The following is a 22,230-nucleotide window of genomic DNA, read 5'->3' as shown; positions in this document are numbered from 1 at the left end:
AAAATTAAATAGGGGGTAACTTGATTTTTCATACTAATCCTCCTGTTTCGTGTTGACTATCCATTCGGCAGAATTAAATTTTCTTATCAAAACAAGCTTCGCAGATGAAACTTCCTTCATTTTTTATATATGCTTTTATTTCAGTCATCCCTTTACGCTTTGGATAACGCATTTTCACAAGAACGACTTCGTCCCCTTTAATTTCTTTACCACATTTAACACAATTGGGATCTTTCCCGAACATTACAGCACCTCCAAGGTAATAGATTGACTTCAGTGAAACGTTAAATCTCCCCAAACTATCACATATGTATTTAACATTTACAAATCTAAATTGGACTTTGCTTTAATCCTTCGCTTAAAGAAAATGAAGGCAGCCGTTTCATAATCTGGCTGAATAGAAAAAGCCTGCCGATTACGTGACAGGCTTTTCTCTCTATTTTATTTTTTATAATGGAAGGGGGGATTTCACTTTGCAATGCGTTAATAGGATATCGACAATCCGCTTTGAAGCGAATCCATCTCCATATGGGTTGGAAGCTGTCGCCATTTCTTTATAGGTTTCTTCATTTGTAAGTAATTCTGAGGCTAATTGATAAATTCGTTCTTCCTCAATTCCTGCCAATAAAAGGGTACCGGCATCGATTCCTTCCGGACGTTCTGTTGTATCGCGTAACACAAGGACAGGAACGCCAAGTGAGGGAGCTTCTTCTTGCACCCCTCCGGAATCTGTCAATATGAGATGGGCGTGCGCCGCAAAATTATGGAAATCGAGCACCTCAAGCGGCTCTATTAAGTGAAGCCTTTCCGTTTCACCGAAAATCCGGTATGCAATTTCACGGACAACCGGGTTTTTATGAAGCGGGAAAACAACTTGGATATCCGTGTAATCTTCAAGCAGCCGTTTGACGGAACGGAATATCTCTTCCATTGGTTTTCCGATATTTTCCCGTCTGTGCGCTGTCATCAATAACATGCGATCTCCATTCAAACCAGATAGAATCGGATGTTCATAGTCTTTACGTACTGTTGTTTTCAAAGCATCGATAGCCGTATTGCCAGTAATATGGATACAATCACTCTTTTTATTTTCCAAAATTAGATTCTCTGCCGCCTGATTTGTAGGGGCAAAGTGCAAATCAGCCATGACGCCTGTCAGCTGCCTATTCATCTCTTCAGGATATGGAGAATACTTATTACCAGTCCGCAGACCAGCTTCGACGTGACCAATCTGTATCTTATTATAGAAGGCTGCCAGGCTGGCGATGAAAGTTGTCGTGGTATCCCCATGTACGAGGACGATATCCGGTTTTATTTCTTTCATGAGCGAACTCAATTTTTCAAGCCCTCGAGTTGTAATCTCTTCTAATGTTTGTCTATCCTTCATCATATCCAAATCGTGATCTGGATTTATTTGAAAACATTGCAAGACTTGGTCGAGCATTTCCCTATGCTGGGCGGTGACCACCACGATGGTTTCTATTTCTTCTGGATGCTTTTTCAGTTCCAAAACGACTGGTGCCATTTTGATAGCCTCTGGTCTTGTACCAAATACGGTCATGACCTTAATACGTTGTTTAGGCATGCTCATTTCCTCCCCTTCTGAATGTCTCCCCCATTATAACGGGAAGTTCATGGGAAATATAAAAACGAAACAAATATTAACAGAATTTTTACAATATTAATAATGACTTTATACTTCTTTAACCTTAAGTTAATATCTGGCATTTACAATATAAAGCAGGAAGTAAGCTAAGCAGAATAGAGGTGATAGGCGAATATGAAAAGCGTCCTGATGATCGTGCAAAACTTTTATCCGGAAATCGGAAGTGCGGGAAATAGAATGAAAAATATATATCTCCATTTGAAAAGAAACGGATTCGAGGTAACGGTCATCACATTGAAGCCGAGTTATCCTAATCAAAGTTTATATCAAGATACAAAGTTTTGGGATGAAGATAGCATTGAAGAAGATGTCATCAGGATTAAGCCGGACAAAGTGAAGAGGTATACAAGCAATATGGGGAAGCGGTTGCTTCATTATCTTGAAGCGATGTGGCTTTTCATCTATACAATCATCCGTCTCGAAAAAAAATATGATTATGTGTTTGCCACGACCCCGCCGATCTTCCCTACATTGGCAGCGTTGATCGCCAAGAAAAAGATGAAGGCGAAACTCATTACCGATGTCAGGGATTTATGGCCGGAATCGTTGATAGGTGTAGGCGTATTCAATAATAAGTGGGTTTTGAAAATCGCTTTCTTCCTGGAAAGGAAGCTATATAGGCATTCAGATTTTATCATCATCAATAGTCCTGGTTTCAGGGATTATATCATTGCAAAGGGAGTCAAGGAAGAGGCCATCCAATTCATCCCCAATTCGCTTACAGCGGATGAGCTGACGTTAAAGAACTTGCTTACACCCATATCGGAAAAGGTAATCAAGGTCGTTTATGCGGGGAATATTGGACTGGCCCAGGATTTGAAAAAACTGATAGCCGTAGCTGAAAAGCTAAGGGAACATAAACAAATCGAGTTCTCGATGATTGGATATGGATATCGGATATCCGAAGTGGAGAAGGAGATAAGCTCTAGAGGGCTGACTAATATTAAGATGATTAATGCGATGAATCGAAGAGTGACTCTTCATGAAGTTTCAACGTCTCATATTGCCTATGTGAGCTTGGTTGAAAAAGAAGTCTTCAATAAGGTCCTGCCTGGTAAAATCATCGATTATATGTGTGTCGGAAAACCCATTGTCGGTGATGTGGACGGCAGGGCCAAGAAGATGCTCATAGAGGCGAAATGCGGGTTGGTGGCAGAGAGCAGAAATGTTGATGAAATCTGTCAGCATATATTGACAATGGCCTCAGATCCGGCCCTTCGTGAAGAACTGGGAGAAAACGGTCATCGGTATGCTAAACAACATTTTCAATGGTCTAAAAATATTAAAGGTCTCATCAACGTGATGGAAGCGTCAGGCTGAAAAATCCGGAAGTGGAGGACAACATGGCGAAGAAAGTATGTATGTTCGTGTGGAATCACTTTACGAACGATGCGAGGGTTCTAAGAGAATGCACAGCACTTACAGAAGCGGGTTATGAAGTCGATTTAATTGCCATTCATAACTGGAAAATCGAGGGTTTGGCCAAAAAGGAGAAACACCAAAATGGTTTCTCGGTCACTAGGGTGAATAACCGCTGGGAGGCGCTTAATAAGATTCTCAGGATCGTAGGCAAATTGAAGAAAAAGAAGTTTGAAATCGCCCTATTTGCCTTAGTGATCTGGAATACGTTGTGGAATTTGAACTTGATCAACGGCTGGGTGGGGTCGGGAATACTGTTCGGTGCATTTGCACTCCTTGCGCTGGGCACCCTGTTCATCACGAAAACGAAGCTGCCGACACTATTAACGAGGAGTTACATTTTTGGTCAAATGATCTATCATGGCCGGAAAAGGAAATATGATTTTTATCATTCAAATGACTTGAATACGCTCATGCAGGGAGCGATCAGCAGTAAATGGCTGAGAAGGAAAAAGCTGATTTATGACTCGCATGAAGTTCAAACGAGCAGAACGGGATATAATAGCCGAATTTACGGGATGATGGAGAAATTCCTATTAATGTTCGTCGATGAAATGATCGCCGAAAACCATACGAGAGCTAAGTATAACGAAGACTTATATGGTCTGTATCCCAAGGTGGTCCATAACTACCCGATTCCAACCAATCCGGAGGAAAGTACGGCCGTGAATTTGCATGAGCTGCTCGATTTGCCAGAGAATGAACCGATATTGTTATACCAAGGCGGCGTTCAAATGGGAAGAGGGTTAGAGCAATTGGTTGATGCTGTCCCGATGATCGAGGGCGGAACGGTAGTTTTTATCGGGGATGGAAGGATCAAGGATGAATTAATGAAGAAAGTGAGCGACATGAACCTGGAGCATCGTGTGAAGTTCCTGCCGAAGGTTCCGGTCGACGAGCTGCTCCATTATACAAAAAATGCGTATTTAGGTTTTCAGATATTGAATAATGTCTGCTTTAATCACTACTCCGCTTCTTCAAATAAATTGTTTGAATACATGATGAGCGGTGTGCCAGTGGTTGCCTGCAGCTTTCCTGAAATTCAAAAGGTTGTCGATACGGAAAAAATCGGTGTATGTGTCGATTCGCATGATCCAAAATCAATTGCCGAAGGTGTCAATTACTTATTGAAGCATCCTGAGAAAAGGGCGGAAATGAGCCAAAACTGCCTGAAGGCGCGACAAAAATACAATTGGAAACAAGAGAAGGAAATCTTTATCGAAATCTATCAAACAGCTTAACAAATTTGAGTGCAGCAGAAAAATAGATAGGAGTGGTTTATATGAAACTTTGTACAATCGGACTAGGTTATATAGGACTTCCAACTTCTTTAATGTTTGCGAAATACGGTGTCGATGTTGTCGGCGTGGATATCCACCCTGAAATTATTTCCAATTTGAATAGCGGCAGGCTCCATATCGAAGAACCTGGATTGGATGAGGTATTAGAAGAAGTGATTGCTTCCAATAAGTTCCGAGCTGCGTTAAGCCCGGAACATGCGGATGTTTTCATCATCGCGGTGCCTACTCCAAATAAAAAGGACATGCACCAATCCTGTGATTTAACACATGTCATGGATGCAACCTCAAACATTCTTCCTTTTATCAAAAAAGGGAATGTCATCATTATCGAATCGACGATAGCGCCAAGAAGCATGGATGATCATATTAAACCGATGATCGAGAGGACGGGCCTTACCATCGGAAAAGACATTTTCCTCGTACATTGTCCGGAACGCGTTTTACCTGGAAGGATTCTTGAAGAGTTGGTTCATAATAACCGTATCGTAGGGGGCATCACCGAAACATGCTCATATAAAGGAAGTCTTGTTTACAAAACTTTCGTTCAAGGGGAGATCATTCAGACCGATGCGAAAACGGCTGAAATGTCCAAACTGATGGAAAACACCTTCAGGGATGTAAATATCGCCCTTGCGAATGAGCTTACGAAAATCTGTTTCGAGCTGGACATCAATGTTTTGGATGTCATATCGATGGCAAACAAACACCCTCGTGTCAATATACACCAACCAGGACCGGGAGTTGGCGGCCATTGTTTAGCGGTCGATCCGTATTTCGTCGTTGCAAAGGCGCCTGAGTATGCGAGAATCATTAAATTGGCCCGTGATACCAACGTATCGATGCCTTATTACATCGTTAATTCCGTAAGGATGATGCTAGAGGGGATCCGGAAGCCAAAAGTAGCTGTTTTCGGTCTAGCATACAAAGGAAATGTAGATGATATTCGTGAAAGTCCCGCGATTGATGTCGTCAATATCTTGATGGGGATGGAAAACATGGATGTAGCCTTGCATGACCCGCATGTCAAATCTGGAAAGATGCCAGTCGTATCAGTGGAAGACGCTGTAAATGATGCCGACTTGATACTTATCCTGACTGACCATGATGAATTTAAACAGATGGATTATGATAAGCTATCGAATCTCATGAGCAATAAATTAGTTCTGGATACACGCAATTGCATTGATGCAACGAAAACAGATATCCCGGTGGCCAACCTGGGCAATATATATCAATACAAAACGGTGTCCATGAAAAAAGACAGGAATAAAGCGATCATCTAAAAACTTGGACAACATCGATAACGGAATAACGATTAAGGAGGCACTGACTATCATAGTGCCCTTTTTCCACTGAAAAAAAGGACCATGCAAGAGCGTGGTCCTTTCAGAACGTGGAAACCGATCCAGTTGGTTTCAGAAATCCTCACCGCAAGCATCCTAGCAGAGTCTCGGCTAGCCAATTATTCGAGCGCAGCCGCCATATTTCGAGCTTCAAGGCAGTTATAATTCGACTACAGATGCCGTATTTCGGGGTACAAGGTAGTAAATTCGACTGAAAGAGCCGTATTTCGGGCTGTAAGCTAGTAGATTCGAGCGCAGCCGCCGTATTTCGTGCTATAAGGCAGTAAATTCGACCACAGATGGCGTATTTCGAGCTGAAAGGCAGTGAATTCGACGGTAGACGTGTATTCGGGTGCAAGGCAGTAAATTCGAGCGCAGCCGCCGTATTACGTGCTATAAGGCAGTAAATTCGACGGTAGACGTGTATTCGGGTGTAAGGCAGTAAATTCGAGCGAAGATGCCGTATTTCGGGTTACTTGGTGCTTTATTCGACAGTAGACGAGGTATTTCCCTTTCCATTTAATAAAGTAAACCATAATCATGGTTTGGGAAAAGACATTTCTTGCCGACAAACTGAAAGGACCAAGCACGGGCTTGGTCCTTTTGTGTACAATTTATTAAGCTGTCGGGCCGCCAAGTTCTTCGATTTCACTTGGAACGCTTTTGAATTTCTTGAAGTTTGCACGGAATTGTGCGGCAAGGTCTGTTGCTGCTTCTTTATAAGCGGCAGGATCTGCCCAAGTCTTGATTGGTTGAAGCACTTCATCAGGAACACCAGGAACATGAAGCGGGATATCCAAACCGAAGATATCATCTTTGATCGTTTCGATGTTCGCTAATTCACCTTCAAGCGCCGCTTGTACCATTGCACGGGTGTAAGCAAGTTTCATACGGCTTCCAGTTCCATATGCACCGCCAGTCCATCCTGTGTTGACAAGGTATACCTTTGCATTGTGCTCGTCAATTTTATCACCAAGCATCTCAGCATAGCGTGTAGCTGGAAGCGGTAAGAATGGTGAACCGAAGCAAGTGGAGAATGTAGCTTCCGGTGAAGTTACGCCTCTTTCAGTACCAGCCAATTTACTAGTGTATCCGCTTAGGAAGTGGAACATTGCCTGTTCTTTGGAAAGCTTGCTGATTGGAGGCAGAACTCCTGAAGCATCAGCCGTTAAGAAAATGATTGTATTTGGATGTCCTGCAATACTTGGGTTCACGATGTTATCGATTGCTTGCATTTGGTAAGCAGCACGAGTGTTTTCAGTCAATGAACTGTCATCATAGTTTGCTTCACGCGTATCCGGATCAACAACAACATTTTCCAATACAGCACCAAAACGGATTGCATCGAAAATTTGCGGTTCTTTTTCACGTGAAAGGTTGATCGTTTTTGCATAGCAGCCGCCTTCGATGTTGAATACGCCGTTAGAAGACCAGCCGTGCTCATCATCGCCAATCAATTTACGGCTAGTGTCTGCTGATAAAGTTGTTTTGCCTGTACCGGACAGTCCGAAGAATAAAGCGACGTCCCCTTCACGTCCTACGTTGGCAGAGCAATGCATTGGAAGGATTCCAGCCTCTGGAAGTAAGTAGTTCATGATCGAGAAGATCGATTTTTTCATTTCTCCTGCATATTCCGTTCCGCCGATCAGGATCGTACGGCGTTCAAATGATACGATGATGAACGTTTCGGATGTAGTTCCGTCCACTTCGGGGTCCGCTTTGAAGTTAGGTGCAGAAAGGATCGTGAATTCAGCTTCGTGACCTCTCAGTTCCTCTTCGTTTGGACGGATGAACAAAGTATGGGCGAAAAGGTTATGCCAAGCATATTCATTAACAACACGGATGGGAAGACGTGATGATTCGTCTGCACCAGCGAAACCTTTAAAAACAAAAATCTCTTCTTTTGCTTTTAGGTAGTCAACTACTTTATTATATAGTTTATTGAACACATCTTCGGAAATCGGCCGGTTCACGGGACCCCAATCGATTTTATCTTTAACTGATGCTTCTTCCACGATATATTTATCTTTAGGTGAACGACCAGTATATTTGCCAGTTTCAGCTTTTACCGCGCCGGTTGATGTTAAAACGCCTTCATTTCTGCTTAGTACTTTTTCGACCAATTGAGGAACTGATAGTTGAGTTTGCACATTGTTTCCTGTTAATAATTGGTGTAACTCATTAGAAACATCTACAGAATTCATATATGAGGTACCTTCCTTTGTTTGAGTTTTTAGATTACAATTAGTATAACACATTCATTTAATTAGTCTATACTATTTCTTTTAATTTGTGATTATTTTCAGATAGCCGCATTAATCATTTTAATCCGGCAGGAACCGAGTCAGGATGATTGCATATACTTTCATGAGGAAAAATTTATTTAAATAGGAAGTAAGTAAACAATATATGTCTAAAGGGAAAGTCTGGATGTCGTTCCTTTTCGATATTCAATACTTTATTATTAATGGCAATTTACAACATTTCTATTCGTATATTGCGTTGTAAACCCCTCTAGGACGTTGTATCAACATGTTTTTTCAAATGAACGCCATTCTGGGTGGAAATGTTCTTTTTAGAAAAGCATTGACAAATTCCAGCTAGATACGATAATATCTTAAATTGTACGGATTCTCTTATCCCGAGTTGGTGGAGGGACAGGCCCTTTGAAACCCAGCAACCTGCCATATTGAACTTGACTCCAAGATCGATCGCCGAAAATAAAGCGAAGGTCTTCAAGGAATAGTGGTGATGGTGCTAACCTGAGCAAGGTAAAAAACCCTTGAACGATAAGAGTGAAAGGATAGAAGACAGAATTTTAAACCTTTCCTCATTTGCCAGGGAAGGTTTTTGTGTTTTTTATAAGTAATTCTGTGTCTATAGTTGAAACTAATGAGGGAAACGAGTTCCGTAAAAATCAGGCTTATGCCTACAACATACTAACTTCCAAGGAGGAAATATGATGTCAAAGAAACGTCTATTTACTTCTGAATCTGTTACAGAGGGCCATCCGGACAAAATTTGTGATCAGATTTCAGATTCCATTTTAGATGCTATCCTAGCTAAGGATGCAAATGCACGTGTTGCGTGTGAAACTAGTGTAACTACAGGTCTTGTACTTGTTGCTGGTGAAATTACAACGTCCGCTTACGTGGATATCCCGCGTATCGTTCGTGATACGGTTAAAGGAATTGGCTATACACGTGCGAAATACGGTTTCGATGCTGAAACTTGTGCCGTTTTGAGTTCCATTGATGAGCAGTCTGCCGATATCGCAGCTGGTGTCGATAAAGCATTGGAAGCTCGTGAAGGAAATATGTCAGATGAAGAAATCGATGCAATCGGTGCAGGGGACCAAGGTCTTATGTTCGGATTCGCTTGTAATGAAACAGAAGAGCTTATGCCGCTTCCGATTTCATTGGCGCATAAACTTTCATTCCGCTTGACTCAAGTTCGTAAAGATGAAACTCTTGCTTACCTACGCCCTGATGGTAAAACACAGGTAACCGTGGAATATGATGAGAATAACCGTCCTGTACGTGTAGATACAATCGTCATCTCTACACAGCATGATGCAGAAATTACGCTTGAACAAATTCAAGCCGATCTAAAAGAACATGTGATCAAAGCTGTCGTTCCAGCCGAGTTGATCGATGCAGATACTAAGTACTTCATCAACCCGACTGGCCGTTTCGTAATCGGCGGACCTCAAGGGGATGCTGGTCTTACTGGACGTAAAATCATCGTTGATACTTACGGCGGATACGCTCGTCACGGCGGCGGTGCATTCTCTGGTAAGGATGCTACTAAAGTTGACCGTTCTGCTGCATACGCTGCACGTTACGTTGCGAAAAACATCGTGGCAGCCGGCCTTGCCGACAAAGCGGAAGTTCAATTGGCATACGCAATTGGTGTGGCAGAGCCTGTATCGATCTCCATTGATACGTTCGGAACTGGTACAGTTAGCGAAGAAGTCCTTGTTGACCTAGTTCGCGCAAACTTCGACCTTCGTCCAGCTGGTATCATCAAAATGCTTGACCTTCGTCGCCCAATCTACAAACAAACAGCTGCATACGGACACTTCGGCCGTACAGATGTTGATCTTCCATGGGAACGCACGGACAAAGCAGAAACATTAAAAGCACAAGCGTAATTCATATAAAAAAAGGTGTCCCGTTATTTGCGGGGCACCTTTTTTATGGATTAACTTAGCCGTCTGCGGGAATAATTCAAGAAATCCCAAAGAAATTCAACTTTAAGGGCCTTACTCATGAATAATGAGCGTTTATTCGTGAATTAGGAGCAAATACTCGTGAGTTTCAGCGATTTACTCGTGAAATTGGTGCAAATACTCGTGAATTAGAGCGAATTACTCGTAAGTTGGTGCGATACTCATGAATAATGAGCGTTTACTCGTGAATTAGGAGCAAATACTCGTGAATTAAAGCGATTTACTCGTGAAATTGGTGCAAATACTCGTGAATTAAAGCGATTTACTCGTGAAATTGGTGCAAATACTCGTGAGTTTCAGCGTTTTACTCGTTAGTTAGTGCGATACTCATGAATAATGAGCGTTTACTCGTGAATTAGAAGCGAATACTCGTAATTTTCAGTCAAGTGCTCGTGCGTTACTTTATTCGTTCCGCGGTTTTATAGTATTGGCCTTTTTCGGCGTATTCGCGTACGATGCGTTCCATATCCTGACGATCTTCTTCGTTGATTTCGCGGATGACTTTAGCTGGACGTCCGAATGCCAACATGTTCGGTGGAATGACTTTGCCTTGGGGAACGAGACTGCCGGCACCGATGAAAGCCCCTTCGCCGATTTCGGCTTCATCAAGTACGATCGATCCCATGCCGATTAAAGCTCCTTTGCGGATTTTACAGCTATGTAATATGACCTGATGGCCAATGGTTACTTCATCCTCAATGATCAATGGATTATTTGGGCTTTGGTGCAGGATGCTGTTATCCTGTATACTGACTTTTTTTCCGATGATGGTTGGGGATACATCACCGCGAATGACGGAATTGAACCAGATTGATGTTTCGTCGCCAATTTTGACATCACCTGTGACGACAGCATTTTCAGCAATATAAGCGCTTTCAGCAATTTCAGGTTCTTTGCCTTTATACGGATAAATAATCATTTTCAATCATTTCCTTTCCGAAGAGAATGTTTTTATGTATTATTTTAATATACCGTATGCAAATACACTTGGCTATTTATAATAGCAATGTACAACTTGTTAGATTTCTTTTTTGTCGAAAATCACGAATATGGTTATAATTTATATATATTATTTCAACTATCATGGATCGTACACAACAAGTGAAAAGTGAAAGGGGGATTTCGAATGTGGAAATGGGAGACAGAAGGAGACGCAAAGGGCGTCATTGTCATCATTCATGGGGCAATGGAACATCACGGACGTTATAAGTGGGTAACACAAATGTGGCTTTCAGCTGGATACCATGTCGTCATGGGCGACCTTCCTGGGCAGGGTATGACTACTCGCGCCTACCGGGGACATATCGATTCCTTTGATGAGTATTTGGACGAAGTGAAAAGCTGGATAGAAGAGGCTTACGAATATTCGTTGCCGGTCTTTTTACTTGGACACAGCATGGGCGGTTTGATTTCGATACGCCTTCTTCAGGAAGAGGAATGGGACATTGCAGGAGTGATTCTTTCTTCTCCTTGCTTGGGCCTCGTGACGAAGCCGCGGAAGTTCCTTACAATGCTCTCGCATGGTTTGAACATCGTTATGCCTCAGTTCAGGGTGGATTCCGGATTGACACCTGAAATGGCGACGAGAAGTGCGGAAATCCGTGAATCCGATAGAAACGATACATTATATATCACAAGGGTTTCGGTTCGCTGGTATCGTGAGCTTGCACAGGCTATGAAGGATGCTTTTGAAGAGATTCCTGAATTTCAGGATGTGCCGCTTTTGGTCATGCAGGGCGGAGATGACCGGATCGTGAACAAGAAGGCGGTTCGTGAGTGGTTCAATTATAATTTGGCCAGTGAAAAGCAATATAAGGAATGGCCGAAGCTTTATCATGAAATCTTCAACGAACCAGAGCGTGATGATGTATTTCAATATGCGCTGAGTTTTGTTGAAAACCGTTTAAAGATATTAGGGTATGTCGTTTGATCCGTACATACTTCAAGATAAATGAAAAACTGCCGAAGTTAGACTTCGGCAGTTTTTTTGGATCAGCCTGCGTTTTTAAGCAATTCGTTCGACTTGATGACCGGTGCCCAGAAAGTAACCGGGTACATGAATTGGTTCAAATGTGTTAGTTCCTTTTTATTGGATAATGCAGTGGATAGGAGATAAATGGATTTGAAGGTCAAGTCATTGGCAAATAGGTCCAAAAGCGTCGCTTTCATATTCATGATCGCTTCATGGTTTTGGGTGGAAATCATTAAATCGAGCTGTGGCAGGAATTTATCAAAATGATGGTTAAATTGTTTGAGGTCCTCCATGGTTTTTTTTTCTTCTGTCAACGAGTTGAGCGAGCTGACAAAATCCCCGTAGTGCTCGCTTGAATCCCGTTTGATTTTTTCAGTCAATATATCCGTCAGTAATGAAGTAGGCAAATGTTCCATTTTCTGCACCCTCTTATCTATTTTCTTTCATTATAATCATTATAGACTAAAAATTCAAAAAGTTATGATTGGTAATTCTGCTGCCTGCGAGCTGGGATTGAAAAGACACCGTTCGAATAGAACGGTGTCAAGTGATCATCTCTTTTCAATCGCGACAATGAATGGCGGATTGTTTGCTTGGTTGATGAAACCGTATCTCAGGATATGGGCTTTCTGTTGAGGGAAGTTCTCTACATAATCCATCAATGCATCCCGTTCTGCCGATCCCCCTGGATGACCATGGTATATGACGAGGATGATGATGCCTTCAGGCGCCAGCAATTCGAATAGCTGTTCAATGGCTGATATCGTCGTCTCGGCTTGGGTGATGATTGATTTGTCTCCGCCAGGTAGGTAGCCCAGGTTGAAGATGGCGCCTGTGACCTTTCCGGAATGTTCTTTCCTGATATATTTGCTTAAATGTTCATGCCCATCGTGAATGAGGGTGCAGTGCTCTTGTAAATTCTCGGCGTTCAGTTTTGCCGTTGTGGTTTCGATCGCTTCTTTTTGAATATCAAAACTATAGACATGTCCGTCTGTACCTGTAAGTCCTGCAAGAAAGACGGTATCAAAGCCGTTGCCCATCGTGCCATCTATGGTTATATCCCCGGGGCGGACCGCTTTTTCCAGCAGAATCCTGGCGAAAGGCAAAATTCGATCTAGCTTCATGATTGTACCTCCATGTGATGATTTTTCCCCTGCCAGCTGTTGCGGCGTTTCAGTTCGGCGTCAATGGCATTCAGGACATCCCATTTATTGACGCTCCACATTGGACCGATCATCAAATCGATCGGACCGTCACCCGTAATGCGGTGAACGATCATTTCTGGAGGGATTATTTCCAGCTGGTCACATACAAGGCTGACATAATCGTCACGGTCAAGAAACTCGAGCAGGCCTTTTTCATATTGCTTGACCATCGGTGTCCCTTTCAATAGATGAAGTAAATGGATCTTTATCCCCTGCACATCGAGTTTGGCGACTTCACGGGCTGTTTCCATCATCATGCCGTAATCTTCCTGAGGCAGGCCATTGATGATATGGGAGCAGACGCGGATGCCGTGCTTGCGCAGTTTATCGACACCTTCTTTGTAGCAATCGAAGTCATGGGCGCGGTTGATCATCGTTGCGGTCTTTTCATGGACCGTCTGGAGACCCAGCTCGACCCAAAGGTAAGTGCGTTCGTTCAATTCCGCTAAATACTCGACTACATCATCTGGAAGGCAATCCGGGCGTGTCGCGATGGAGAGTCCGACGACACCTTCCTGGGTCAATACACTTTCATATTTCTCGCGAAGCTCTGCCACGGGTGCATGCGTATTCGTGAATGCCTGGAAATAGGCCATATATTTTCCATCTTTCCATTTATGGTGCATCCGTTCGCTGATTTTCTTAAACTGGACGTCCAAGGGTTCAACCCTGCTGCCAGCGAAGTCACCAGAGCCTGAGGCACTGCAGAAGGTACAGCCGCCATGTGCGACGGTGCCATCACGGTTGGGACAGTCAAAACCGCCATCCAAGGCAACTTTAAAGACCTTATGTCCAAAATTTTCTCTCAGGTGGTAATTCCATGTATGATATCGTTTGTTGTCCGTTGCATATATAAACGGGTTTGCTTGATTCAAATCAGCAACCTCCTAAATAAAATAAAGCGCACCATATATTATACAACATTCTCGTAGCTAGGTCTTTTTTTGGAAAAAAAGCGTATACTGTATACTTGAAGGCTAAATATTTTGCTGCTATTTCCATTTTATCTTTGAATGACTATATCCAATCGGGAGCTGATGGACATGACCGGTCAAGTTGAAGAAGCGATCAAACAAATGAAAAAGAAATTAGCCGAAAATAATCAGGTGATCGAAGTAAATGAAGATGGGTTCACATACAAAGCCACTTGCACCTTCAATTCACCTGCTTCGGATGAACAAATTCATTCCTTTGAAAAGAAAACCGGACTGCTTCTGCCTGAGGATTATAAGGAGTTTTTAAAAATAACCAATGGATGCCGTCTGTTCGATAATGTGGAATCAGGCGGGGAAAACGATTTATACAGCTTGGATGATATTATTAATTACACATATGAAAATTCCTACGAGGGATGCTATAAAGTGGCCTGCATTTATCAAGATAATATCGTGATCGATGGGGAAGCCGTCGCCAAAGGCGATAAGGAGTATTTAATGGTAAAAGGCCATATCGATGATTTTGAAGAAGGCGAGAAGCTCCATATGGGCTTTGCCGAATGGATCGAGCAGTTCATTTCCCATCAAGGTGAGAAGTTTTGGGATAAGGGTTGATTGCTCAAAAAAAATGATAATCCTCCCGTTATTTGCTCAAACTAGAAAAGATGATTCCGAATCATCCAAATGAGACGCGAAGGAGAGGGTTTGAAATGGCAACCAGACAATCCGTCGATCATTTTTTAGAGCAATGTGAAGGGGCTCTCCATTTTGCAGAGTTCGAATTTAACGAGGCCTCACGGCAGGAGCATTATGATGATGAACAATTTCAAAATTCGCAAAGGTATATCGAAGAGGCTTTGACGGATATGGAACGATTGTATGCCAGTTCGAATGACCAGCAACGGGAAATGCTTTCGCGGATGAAGCAGCAGTTGAACGAATTGAGGAATGAAATGATTTTACTGCGACATTAAATGGAAGCAGGGGAGCTATGAATGAATAGCTCCCTTTTTTGCACGAATTTTCCTGAATTCGCATATATAATGAAAAACCTGTCGATAATGTTTATGTACGGCTATTGCAATTATCGGTGAAATTGACTAGAATGAAATAAAATCAATATTCTCATAAAGACTATGATGAGGAATAGTAGCGGTTTAAACCAGTAAAGAGAGTTGACGGGTGGTGCAAGTCAACCTGGGACGGTCGCGAACTCGCCTTGGAGTCCCGGGTGTGAATTAATAAGTAATGCCTGGCGTTTTAATCCATGTTACGGATGTTTTAAGCTGGGCGGATTTTAGCTATCGCCAATGTGGGTGGTACCGCGGGAAGATATACATAATCCTCTCGTCCCTATTTTGGGATGAGGGGTTTTTTATTGTTTTTTAAACGGAAATTAGGAGGAAATCATATGAGTTTTGACCATAGAAGCATAGAAACGAAATGGCAAAAGTATTGGGAAGGCAATAAGACATTCAAAACGGGTGAAGATAGCGGCAAACGCAAATTCTACGCGCTGGATATGTTCCCATATCCTTCAGGGGCCGGTCTTCATGTGGGGCACCCGGAAGGTTATACGGCAAGCGACATCCTGGCACGGATGAAACGGGCACAGGGGTATAATGTATTGCATCCGATCGGGTGGGACGCCTTTGGACTTCCGGCAGAACAATATGCGATCGATACGGGAAATGATCCAGCTGAATTCACGGAGCACAACATCAACACGTTCCGCCGCCAAATCAAAGCCCTTGGATTTTCTTATGACTGGGATCGTGAAATAAACACGACAGATCCCGACTATTACAAATGGACGCAATGGATTTTCTTGAAATTATATGAAAAGGGCCTTGCCTATATTGATGAAGTGGCCGTTAACTGGTGTCCGGCACTTGGCACGGTATTGGCGAATGAAGAAGTCATCGATGGGAAAAGTGAGCGTGGAGGCCATCCTGTTGAGCGCCGCCCAATGAAACAGTGGATGCTTCGTATCACGGCGTATGCTGACCGTTTAATCGACGATCTAAATGATGTGGATTGGCCGGAAAACATCAAGGATATGCAGCGTAACTGGATTGGCCGTTCCGAGGGAGCAGAGGTTACATTCAATATCGATGGCTTTGATGAAACATTCACGGTGTTCACGACTCGTCCGGATACGTTATTCGGTGCAACATATGCCGTATTGGCACCTGAACATCCGTTTGTCGATAAAATTACGACAGCTGATCAAAGTGCGGCAGTTGAAGCCTATTTGGATGAAGTGAAACATAAAAGCGACTTGGAAAGAACAGACTTGGCAAAGGATAAATCAGGAGTGTTCACGGGGGCTTATGCGATTAACCCGGTAAACGGCGAAAAAATGCCGATCTGGATTGCCGATTATGTGTTGATCAGCTACGGAACAGGAGCAATCATGGCCGTTCCTGCCCATGATGAGCGAGATTATGAGTTCGCAGTAAAGTTCGACTTGCCGATCAAGGAAGTCGTAGCTGGCGGAGACGTGACAAGTGAAGCATATACAGGCGATGGACTTCATGTGAATTCGGAATTCCTTGATGGGTTGAATAAGGAAGATGCCATTTCGACCATGATCAAATGGCTGGAAGAAAAAGAAATCGGCACGAAGAAAATAACATACCGCCTTCGCGACTGGTTATTCAGCCGTCAGCGTTACTGGGGTGAACCGATTCCAATCATCCATTGGGAAGACGGCACGATGTCGCCAGTGAAGGAAGAAGAACTTCCATTGATTTTACCGAAAACTACGGACATCAAGCCCTCGGGGACAGGCGAATCACCACTTGCGAACATATCGGAATGGGTGAATGTAACGGATGAAAACGGACGAAAAGGACGTCGTGAGACGAATACGATGCCGCAGTGGGCAGGAAGCAGCTGGTACTTCCTTCGTTATATCGATCCGGATAACAAAGAAGCACTTGCCGATCCTGAAAAATTAAAAGAATGGATGCCGGTCGACATTTATATTGGCGGCGCTGAGCATGCGGTGCTTCACTTGCTTTACGCTCGTTTCTGGCATAAGTTCCTGTACGATATCGGTGTCGTGCCAACGAAGGAACCGTTCCAGAACCTATTTAACCAAGGAATGATCCTTGGTGAGAATAATGAAAAAATGAGTAAATCCAAAGGGAACGTCGTGAACCCGGATGATATCGTGGAAAGCCATGGTGCCGATACACTTCGCATGTACGAAATGTTCATGGGGCCATTGGATGCTTCGATTGCCTGGTCCACAAACGGATTGGACGGTTCCCGCAGATTCCTTGACCGTATCTGGCGTTTATTAGTCAACGATGACGGGACGATCACAGATAAGATGACAGAGACGGATGACACGGGCAAGCTCGAAAAAGTCTATCATCAAACGGTTAAAAAAGTGACCGAGAACTATGAGGAATTGAAATTCAATACGGCGATATCACAATTGATGGTATTCATTAATGATGCTTATAAAGCGGATTCGCTTCCTAAGGTGTATATCGAAGGCTTCGTAAAGCTGCTTGCACCAGTTGCACCGCATATCGCCGAGGAGCTTTGGTCTAAACTGGGCCATTCCGAGAGCATCACGTACGGAACATGGCCGGCTTTCGACGAAGCGAAGTTAGTGGATAACGAAGTCGAAATCGTCATCCAAATCAACGGAAAAGTCAAAGCGAAATTAATGGTGCCGACTGACACTACGAGAGAAAAACTGGAAGAAATCGCGATGGGTGATGATTCCATCAAAGAACAAATCGATGGGAAAACCATTCGTAAAGTGATTGCCGTACCAGGCAAATTAGTCAATATCGTCGCAAACTAAATAAAAATGATTGGAAGCTGTCCCGCATATTATTACTGCGGGGACAGCTTTTTTTTCGTGGCATTGGCTGATTATAGGAAAAATGTCATGTTAGGATACTCACCGATTTAACTCTATTAGCGATCAATCTGCCAAATGGACATCTACAATCGTCATGAGAGGAAATCGGAATGTAAATAACTTGCCTAATTGGTTCATGCGAATCATTTTTCAGCTCTTTGGCCAAATAAATCAAGCATTTGACATAAAAAAGGGAAAAAATTGGTTGATAAAATTTTACAGTGTGATAGTTTGGTATAGTACTATATTTTTAACCAATTATTGGAGGGAAAACCGTGAAATTTAAGAATGTGAGTCGAATTACGGCGTTTGCACTAATTTTTGCACTGATTTTCAGCTTGATGGTTCCACTGAATTCTCAAGCAGCAGCTGCAGCACCCATTGAAAATGTAAAAACGATTAAAAATGGGGACACTCTGGACGGAAAGTTTGAAAAACCGGATGTTCAATGGTACCAAATCAGTCCCACAACAGAAGAAGTACAAAAGTTCTCCCATATTGAGTTCGAAGTCAATTCGGACAAAATCTTGAATATCTCCGTATATCAAGATAAAGAAAAAGCAGAAAAAGATGAGAGCAATTATATTGTCTCTGCTTATCCTGATGAAAAAGCTGTAGTCGATTTCCCATATGCATGGAAAGGCACATATTATGTTAAAGTTGAATATTTCGGCGATACGGATGATGAGGGAAATCTCATTCCGGATGCGGAAAATGTAGCTGAATACTCCATCAATGCGCATTCAGTAACATTGCCGCCATCTGCCGGGGACGAAGGGGAGGAGCTTGAATCTTGCCCGGTTGAAGTGAGTGTAAACGATAAGAAAACGGGAGAATCCATGTTAAAAACACTCCGCGTGTTTAGAGATGAAGTTCTCACGAAGTCGTCTGAGGGACGTACCCTTTCCTCTTTATACTATAAAGCTTCGCCATTCCTGGCCCTTCACCTGGCTGGTAATAAAACGGCAAGGGAAGCCGTTTATAAACACTTAGTCGAGATTAAGCCGCTTATTGAGGATCTTAATGAAAATGGAGCAAGCAGTACGGCAGTCATTAGCAACAAGCAGCAAGAAGCGATCAAGGCCTTATTCAAAAAGTCGGCAGACGTTGCTCCGGCCGGATTGAAAAAGGATATGGACGCCATTGCAAAGAAAATCAATCTTGATAAGCTTGCAGGTGAGAGGATCGTTGATATCGCAAGCAAAGCGGGAGTCGAACTTCCTGCTTCGAAAAATGTAAAGAACAAATATATCGTCAAACTTAAACCTGGGAAGTCATTAAGCGCTGTCCAATCCAAGATAAGCGGAAAAGGATATGGAACATTATCGGCACCTAAGCAACAAGAGGTTCTGTATGATGATATGTATGTCGTCGAGTTAAAGAACCAAGCTAAAATGAGCACAGCAGCTCTATCCGGTATCGAAAAACTTCCAGAAGTGGAATATATCGAAGCGGTAAAAACGTACAAAGCACTTTCTTCCGACATTCAATCACCGTATCAATGGTCTTTGAATAACGCCGGCGGGGAAGAAGGCGTAAAGGGAGCGGACATCGATAACGAAAAACTGCAGAACCTTATCAAGAAACGCAATTTAAAAGATACGTTGGTAGCGGTTATCGACACAGGTGTCGATGATTCACTTGCGGATCTACAGAGTGTCGTTGAAATGGAGTCAGGTAAGAATTTCATCGATAAGAAAGAAAAAGCAATCGATGACAATGGACATGGTACACATGTATCCGGAATCATCGCTGCCAAAGCAGATAACGGTTATTCCATGCAAGGAATCAATCCGGCAGCTAAAATCATGCCTGTGAAGGTCTTGGACTCTTCAGGATTTGGAGACAATGAGAAAATTGCACTAGGCATTAAATATGCCGTGGATCATGGTGCAAAGGTCATAAACCTTAGCTTGGGCGGAGAATATAGCAGGACGATTGAATATGCCTTGAAACATGCCGCTGCCAAGAATGTAATGGTTGTCGTAGCAAGCGGTAATGATGGGATGGAAGGTCTTTCTTATCCTGCATCATCAAAATACGCCATATCCGTCGGTGCAACCAATGCCCTTGATTTAGTATCCGATTATTCCAATTATGGATCGAAGTTGGACATGGTCGCACCAGGGACAGCCATCCCAAGCCTTGTGCCTAACGGGAATGTTACCTACATGGATGGTACATCAATGGCAGCTCCCCATGTTGCGGCAGCCACAGCCTTATTATTATCCGGAAACCCTGGGTTGAAAGTGAATGAAGTAAGGGAAATCCTTCATGAGACATCGGAATATGTCGCTTTTGAAGAAGAAGATAATGTAGACCCTTATGAGGACTATGTACCGGAAGATGGGGAAATCATCATACCGGAAGAAGAACTTCCTGTCGGAAAAGATTTAGTCTCTGGATACGGAAGATTGAATGCGTACAGTGCACTTAGTGCAGTGGACCTGAATGCTAAAGTCAATCTTGTGATGGATACGCAAACAAAACTGACTGGTTCAGCTAAAAAAGGGTCAGTGATCGAAGTGAAAAGCGGAAGCAAAACGCTTGGTAAAGGAACGGCGTCAGCCAACGGAACGTTCAGCGTTACGATTCCGGTCCAAAAAGCTGCGCAGCTGCTTACTGTGAATATCTCTGATTCTTCCAAACTAGCAGTATCTTCAATCAAAGTATTCGTGAATAAGGGTGCAACCCCTAACAAGCCAACTGTCAAAGCTTTAAGTGACAAAGATACGTATGTAACGGGTCAATCGCAAGCGGACATGAAAATCTCGATCAAAAATAGTGCCAAAAAAGTGATTGGTTCAGGTAACACGGACAGCAAAGGAAATTTTAAAGTGAAAATCAGCAAGCAAAAGGCCGGAACTAAACTTTCAGTCACGGCTACAGACTTAGCGAAACGTGAAAGCAAGGCGGCAACCGTGACGGTTCTCGATAAAACAGCCCCGGATGCACCGAAAGTGAATGAAGTAAGCGATAAAGCAACAAAAGTAACTGGTAAAGCGGAAATCGGTTCAACCGTTACCGTGAAGTACAGCAATAAAAACATCGGAACGGCAAAAGCTGATAGTAAGGGGAACTTCTCCATCAAAATCAGCAAGAAAAAAGCAGGGTCCGCATTATACGTCTCAGCAAAAGACAAAGCGGGCAATACAGGAAAAGCTGCAAAAGTAATCGTTAAAGATAAAACGGCTCCAGGAGCACCAAAGGTGAATGAAGTAAACGACAAAGCAACAAAAGTAACAGGTAAAGCGGAAATCGGTTCAACCGTTACCGTGAAGCACAGCAATAAAAACATCGGAACGGCAAAAGCTGATAGTAAGGGGAACTTCTCCGTCAAAATCAGCAAGAAAAAAGCAGGGTCCGCATTATATGTCTCAGCAAAAGACAAAGCGGGCAATATAGGAAAAGCAACAAAAGTAACAGTGAAAAAATCTAAATAGCAGTGAAGGCCGTTTAACTTACATGTTAAACGGCTTTTTTTGTGAGAAAACGAATGAAAACACCGCTCGATGATATGCGGTGTTTTTGTCATGAGCGTGTCTTGTGCCTGTGCTTTGTCATAGCATGATATCAGATCTGGAGCTTCATGTTTTAATTCTGAAACCTCATGTACTCGCCGTTCTTACATCATTAATCTGTTCAATAATAAATATCAGGAGGAAATATAATGAAAAAAGGAAGAGTAATAGCATAAGGTATTATTTTAGCTTCCTCAATTGGGTTAGGAACGCTTTCGGTTGAGGCTGGGAATGAGCGTTTGGGGTAACTTCCTGCTTAAATCCAAATCTCTTACTATGTGCTAAAAATGTTAACATTAACAGTTTAATGCATTATAAGAATCAATCTTTTATAAATGATTCCTTATTTTAAATGTATATACCTAGGGCGGGATTTTCGAGGGTCCATATATCCGCCGTTTATTTGATGTCCGAGAGAGCTTGCAATGACTACTGCTGCAAAGAGGAGGAGGATTTTCTTCAATTAAATATCTTCTTTCCGTTTTTTATTTTTAAAGATTACACCCAAATGCCTTATTCTTCAACCCCCTTTTTATGGATGTCGAATTAATTGTGACAAACATTAAATGATCGTTTTTAACTAATGTATCAAAGATGAAGTAGATGGTATTAATTTAGAAGTGAAAGACTTTAAACAATTCACTAATATATGAGAATAATAAGAGGATGTGAATTTATGGGAGTCAGCTCTTGGGGGACTCTCATATGCTTTTGGATCCGCTAATTCCCCCACTTCGATATTGAATTGCTC

General features: G+C 42.7%; 16 protein-coding genes, 1 riboswitch and 1 other annotated feature. Of the genes, 9 read left to right on the top strand and 7 right to left on the bottom strand.

The features are described from left to right. Positions 1-73 precede the first annotated feature (73 nt). Both NYE65_RS09585 and wecB read right to left on the bottom strand, forming a co-directional pair. Complete coding sequence (locus NYE65_RS09585) at positions 74-244, bottom strand: Fe3+ hydroxamate ABC transporter substrate-binding protein (RefSeq protein WP_328175677.1); 171 nt, start codon at positions 242-244, stop codon at positions 74-76. Positions 245-448: 204 nt separating this feature from the next. After that, a complete protein-coding gene (gene wecB / locus NYE65_RS09580) occupies positions 449-1,585 on the bottom strand; it encodes a non-hydrolyzing UDP-N-acetylglucosamine 2-epimerase (protein ID WP_412761229.1) in 1,137 nt (378 codons plus the stop codon). 195 nt (positions 1,586-1,780) lie between these two features. Between wecB and NYE65_RS09575 the strand changes: the two genes are divergently transcribed. From NYE65_RS09575 to NYE65_RS09565, 3 genes are read left to right on the top strand one after another with little or no spacing between them, the layout of a single operon-like run. Then, a complete protein-coding gene (locus tag NYE65_RS09575; RefSeq protein ID WP_328175675.1) occupies positions 1,781-2,986 on the top strand; it encodes a glycosyltransferase family 4 protein in 1,206 nt (401 codons plus the stop codon). Positions 2,987-3,009: 23 nt separating this feature from the next. Next, entirely contained in the window at positions 3,010-4,326 is a 1,317-nt protein-coding gene (locus NYE65_RS09570) for a glycosyltransferase (RefSeq protein WP_057279174.1), read from the top strand. Between the two features lie 41 nt (positions 4,327-4,367). Then, positions 4,368-5,669, top strand: a complete 1,302-nt coding sequence (locus NYE65_RS09565; RefSeq protein WP_034310561.1) for a nucleotide sugar dehydrogenase — start codon at positions 4,368-4,370, stop codon at positions 5,667-5,669. A gap of 677 nt (positions 5,670-6,346) precedes the next feature. On the opposite strand, the gene pckA is transcribed toward NYE65_RS09565, so the two are convergent. Beyond that, positions 6,347-7,933, bottom strand: coding sequence for a phosphoenolpyruvate carboxykinase (ATP) (gene pckA, locus NYE65_RS09560; RefSeq protein ID WP_239859612.1), 1,587 nt, complete (start codon positions 7,931-7,933; stop codon positions 6,347-6,349). Between the two features lie 429 nt (positions 7,934-8,362). Further along, positions 8,363-8,525, top strand: a riboswitch (SAM riboswitch). A 163-nt stretch (positions 8,526-8,688) separates the two neighbouring features. On the opposite strand from pckA, the gene metK reads away from it, so the two are divergent. Then, the gene (metK, locus tag NYE65_RS09555; RefSeq protein ID WP_048686467.1) at positions 8,689-9,882 is read left to right on the top strand and encodes a methionine adenosyltransferase; all 1,194 of its coding nucleotides are present in this window, start codon (positions 8,689-8,691) and stop codon (positions 9,880-9,882) included. A gap of 475 nt (positions 9,883-10,357) precedes the next feature. On the opposite strand, the gene NYE65_RS09550 is transcribed toward metK, so the two are convergent. Then, entirely contained in the window at positions 10,358-10,876 is a 519-nt protein-coding gene (locus tag NYE65_RS09550; RefSeq protein ID WP_053537396.1) for a gamma carbonic anhydrase, read from the bottom strand. Positions 10,877-11,086: 210 nt separating this feature from the next. On the opposite strand from NYE65_RS09550, the gene NYE65_RS09545 reads away from it, so the two are divergent. Beyond that, positions 11,087-11,890 carry an alpha/beta hydrolase gene (locus tag NYE65_RS09545; protein ID WP_134783835.1) on the top strand — a complete coding sequence of 268 codons (804 nt, stop codon included), beginning with the start codon at positions 11,087-11,089 and terminating at the stop codon, positions 11,888-11,890. A gap of 62 nt (positions 11,891-11,952) precedes the next feature. On the opposite strand, the gene NYE65_RS09540 is transcribed toward NYE65_RS09545, so the two are convergent. From NYE65_RS09540 to NYE65_RS09530, 3 genes are all read right to left on the bottom strand, one after another. Continuing rightward, positions 11,953-12,348: a hypothetical protein gene (locus tag NYE65_RS09540; protein ID WP_340860767.1), complete on the bottom strand. Its 396-nt coding sequence runs from the start codon at positions 12,346-12,348 to the stop codon at positions 11,953-11,955. A 135-nt stretch (positions 12,349-12,483) separates the two neighbouring features. Further along, on the bottom strand, positions 12,484-13,056 hold the full coding sequence (locus NYE65_RS09535; protein ID WP_328133978.1) for a class I SAM-dependent methyltransferase: 573 nt from the start codon (positions 13,054-13,056) through the stop codon (positions 12,484-12,486). Further along, positions 13,053-14,012, bottom strand: coding sequence for a TIGR01212 family radical SAM protein (locus tag NYE65_RS09530; protein ID WP_328175672.1), 960 nt, complete (start codon positions 14,010-14,012; stop codon positions 13,053-13,055). Before NYE65_RS09530 ends, NYE65_RS09535 begins: the two co-directional genes overlap by 4 nt. A 168-nt stretch (positions 14,013-14,180) precedes the next feature. Between NYE65_RS09530 and NYE65_RS09525 the strand changes: the two genes are divergently transcribed. The 4 genes from NYE65_RS09525 (at position 14,181) to NYE65_RS09510 (ending at position 21,401) form a co-directional block, all read left to right on the top strand. Beyond that, positions 14,181-14,687, top strand: coding sequence for an SMI1/KNR4 family protein (locus NYE65_RS09525; RefSeq protein WP_052137365.1), 507 nt, complete (start codon positions 14,181-14,183; stop codon positions 14,685-14,687). A 95-nt stretch (positions 14,688-14,782) separates the two neighbouring features. After that, positions 14,783-15,046, top strand: coding sequence for a DUF2524 family protein (locus NYE65_RS09520; RefSeq protein WP_034310579.1), 264 nt, complete (start codon positions 14,783-14,785; stop codon positions 15,044-15,046). A 153-nt stretch (positions 15,047-15,199) separates the two neighbouring features. Continuing rightward, positions 15,200-15,430: a binding site (T-box leader), on the top strand. A gap of 53 nt (positions 15,431-15,483) precedes the next feature. After that, on the top strand, positions 15,484-17,898 hold the full coding sequence (leuS, locus tag NYE65_RS09515) for a leucine--tRNA ligase (protein ID WP_057279170.1): 2,415 nt from the start codon (positions 15,484-15,486) through the stop codon (positions 17,896-17,898). A gap of 335 nt (positions 17,899-18,233) precedes the next feature. Beyond that, entirely contained in the window at positions 18,234-21,401 is a 3,168-nt protein-coding gene (locus NYE65_RS09510; protein WP_340860758.1) for an Ig-like domain-containing protein, read from the top strand. Positions 21,402-22,230: the final 829 nt, after the last annotated feature.

It is taken from the genome of Peribacillus sp. FSL R5-0717 (genome assembly GCF_038002945.1).
Taxonomy (GTDB): Bacteria; Bacillota; Bacilli; order Bacillales; family DSM-1321; genus Peribacillus; species Peribacillus frigoritolerans.
Note: the sequence above shows the minus strand (reverse complement) of the source record. Positions and strands in the feature narration are given on the sequence as shown.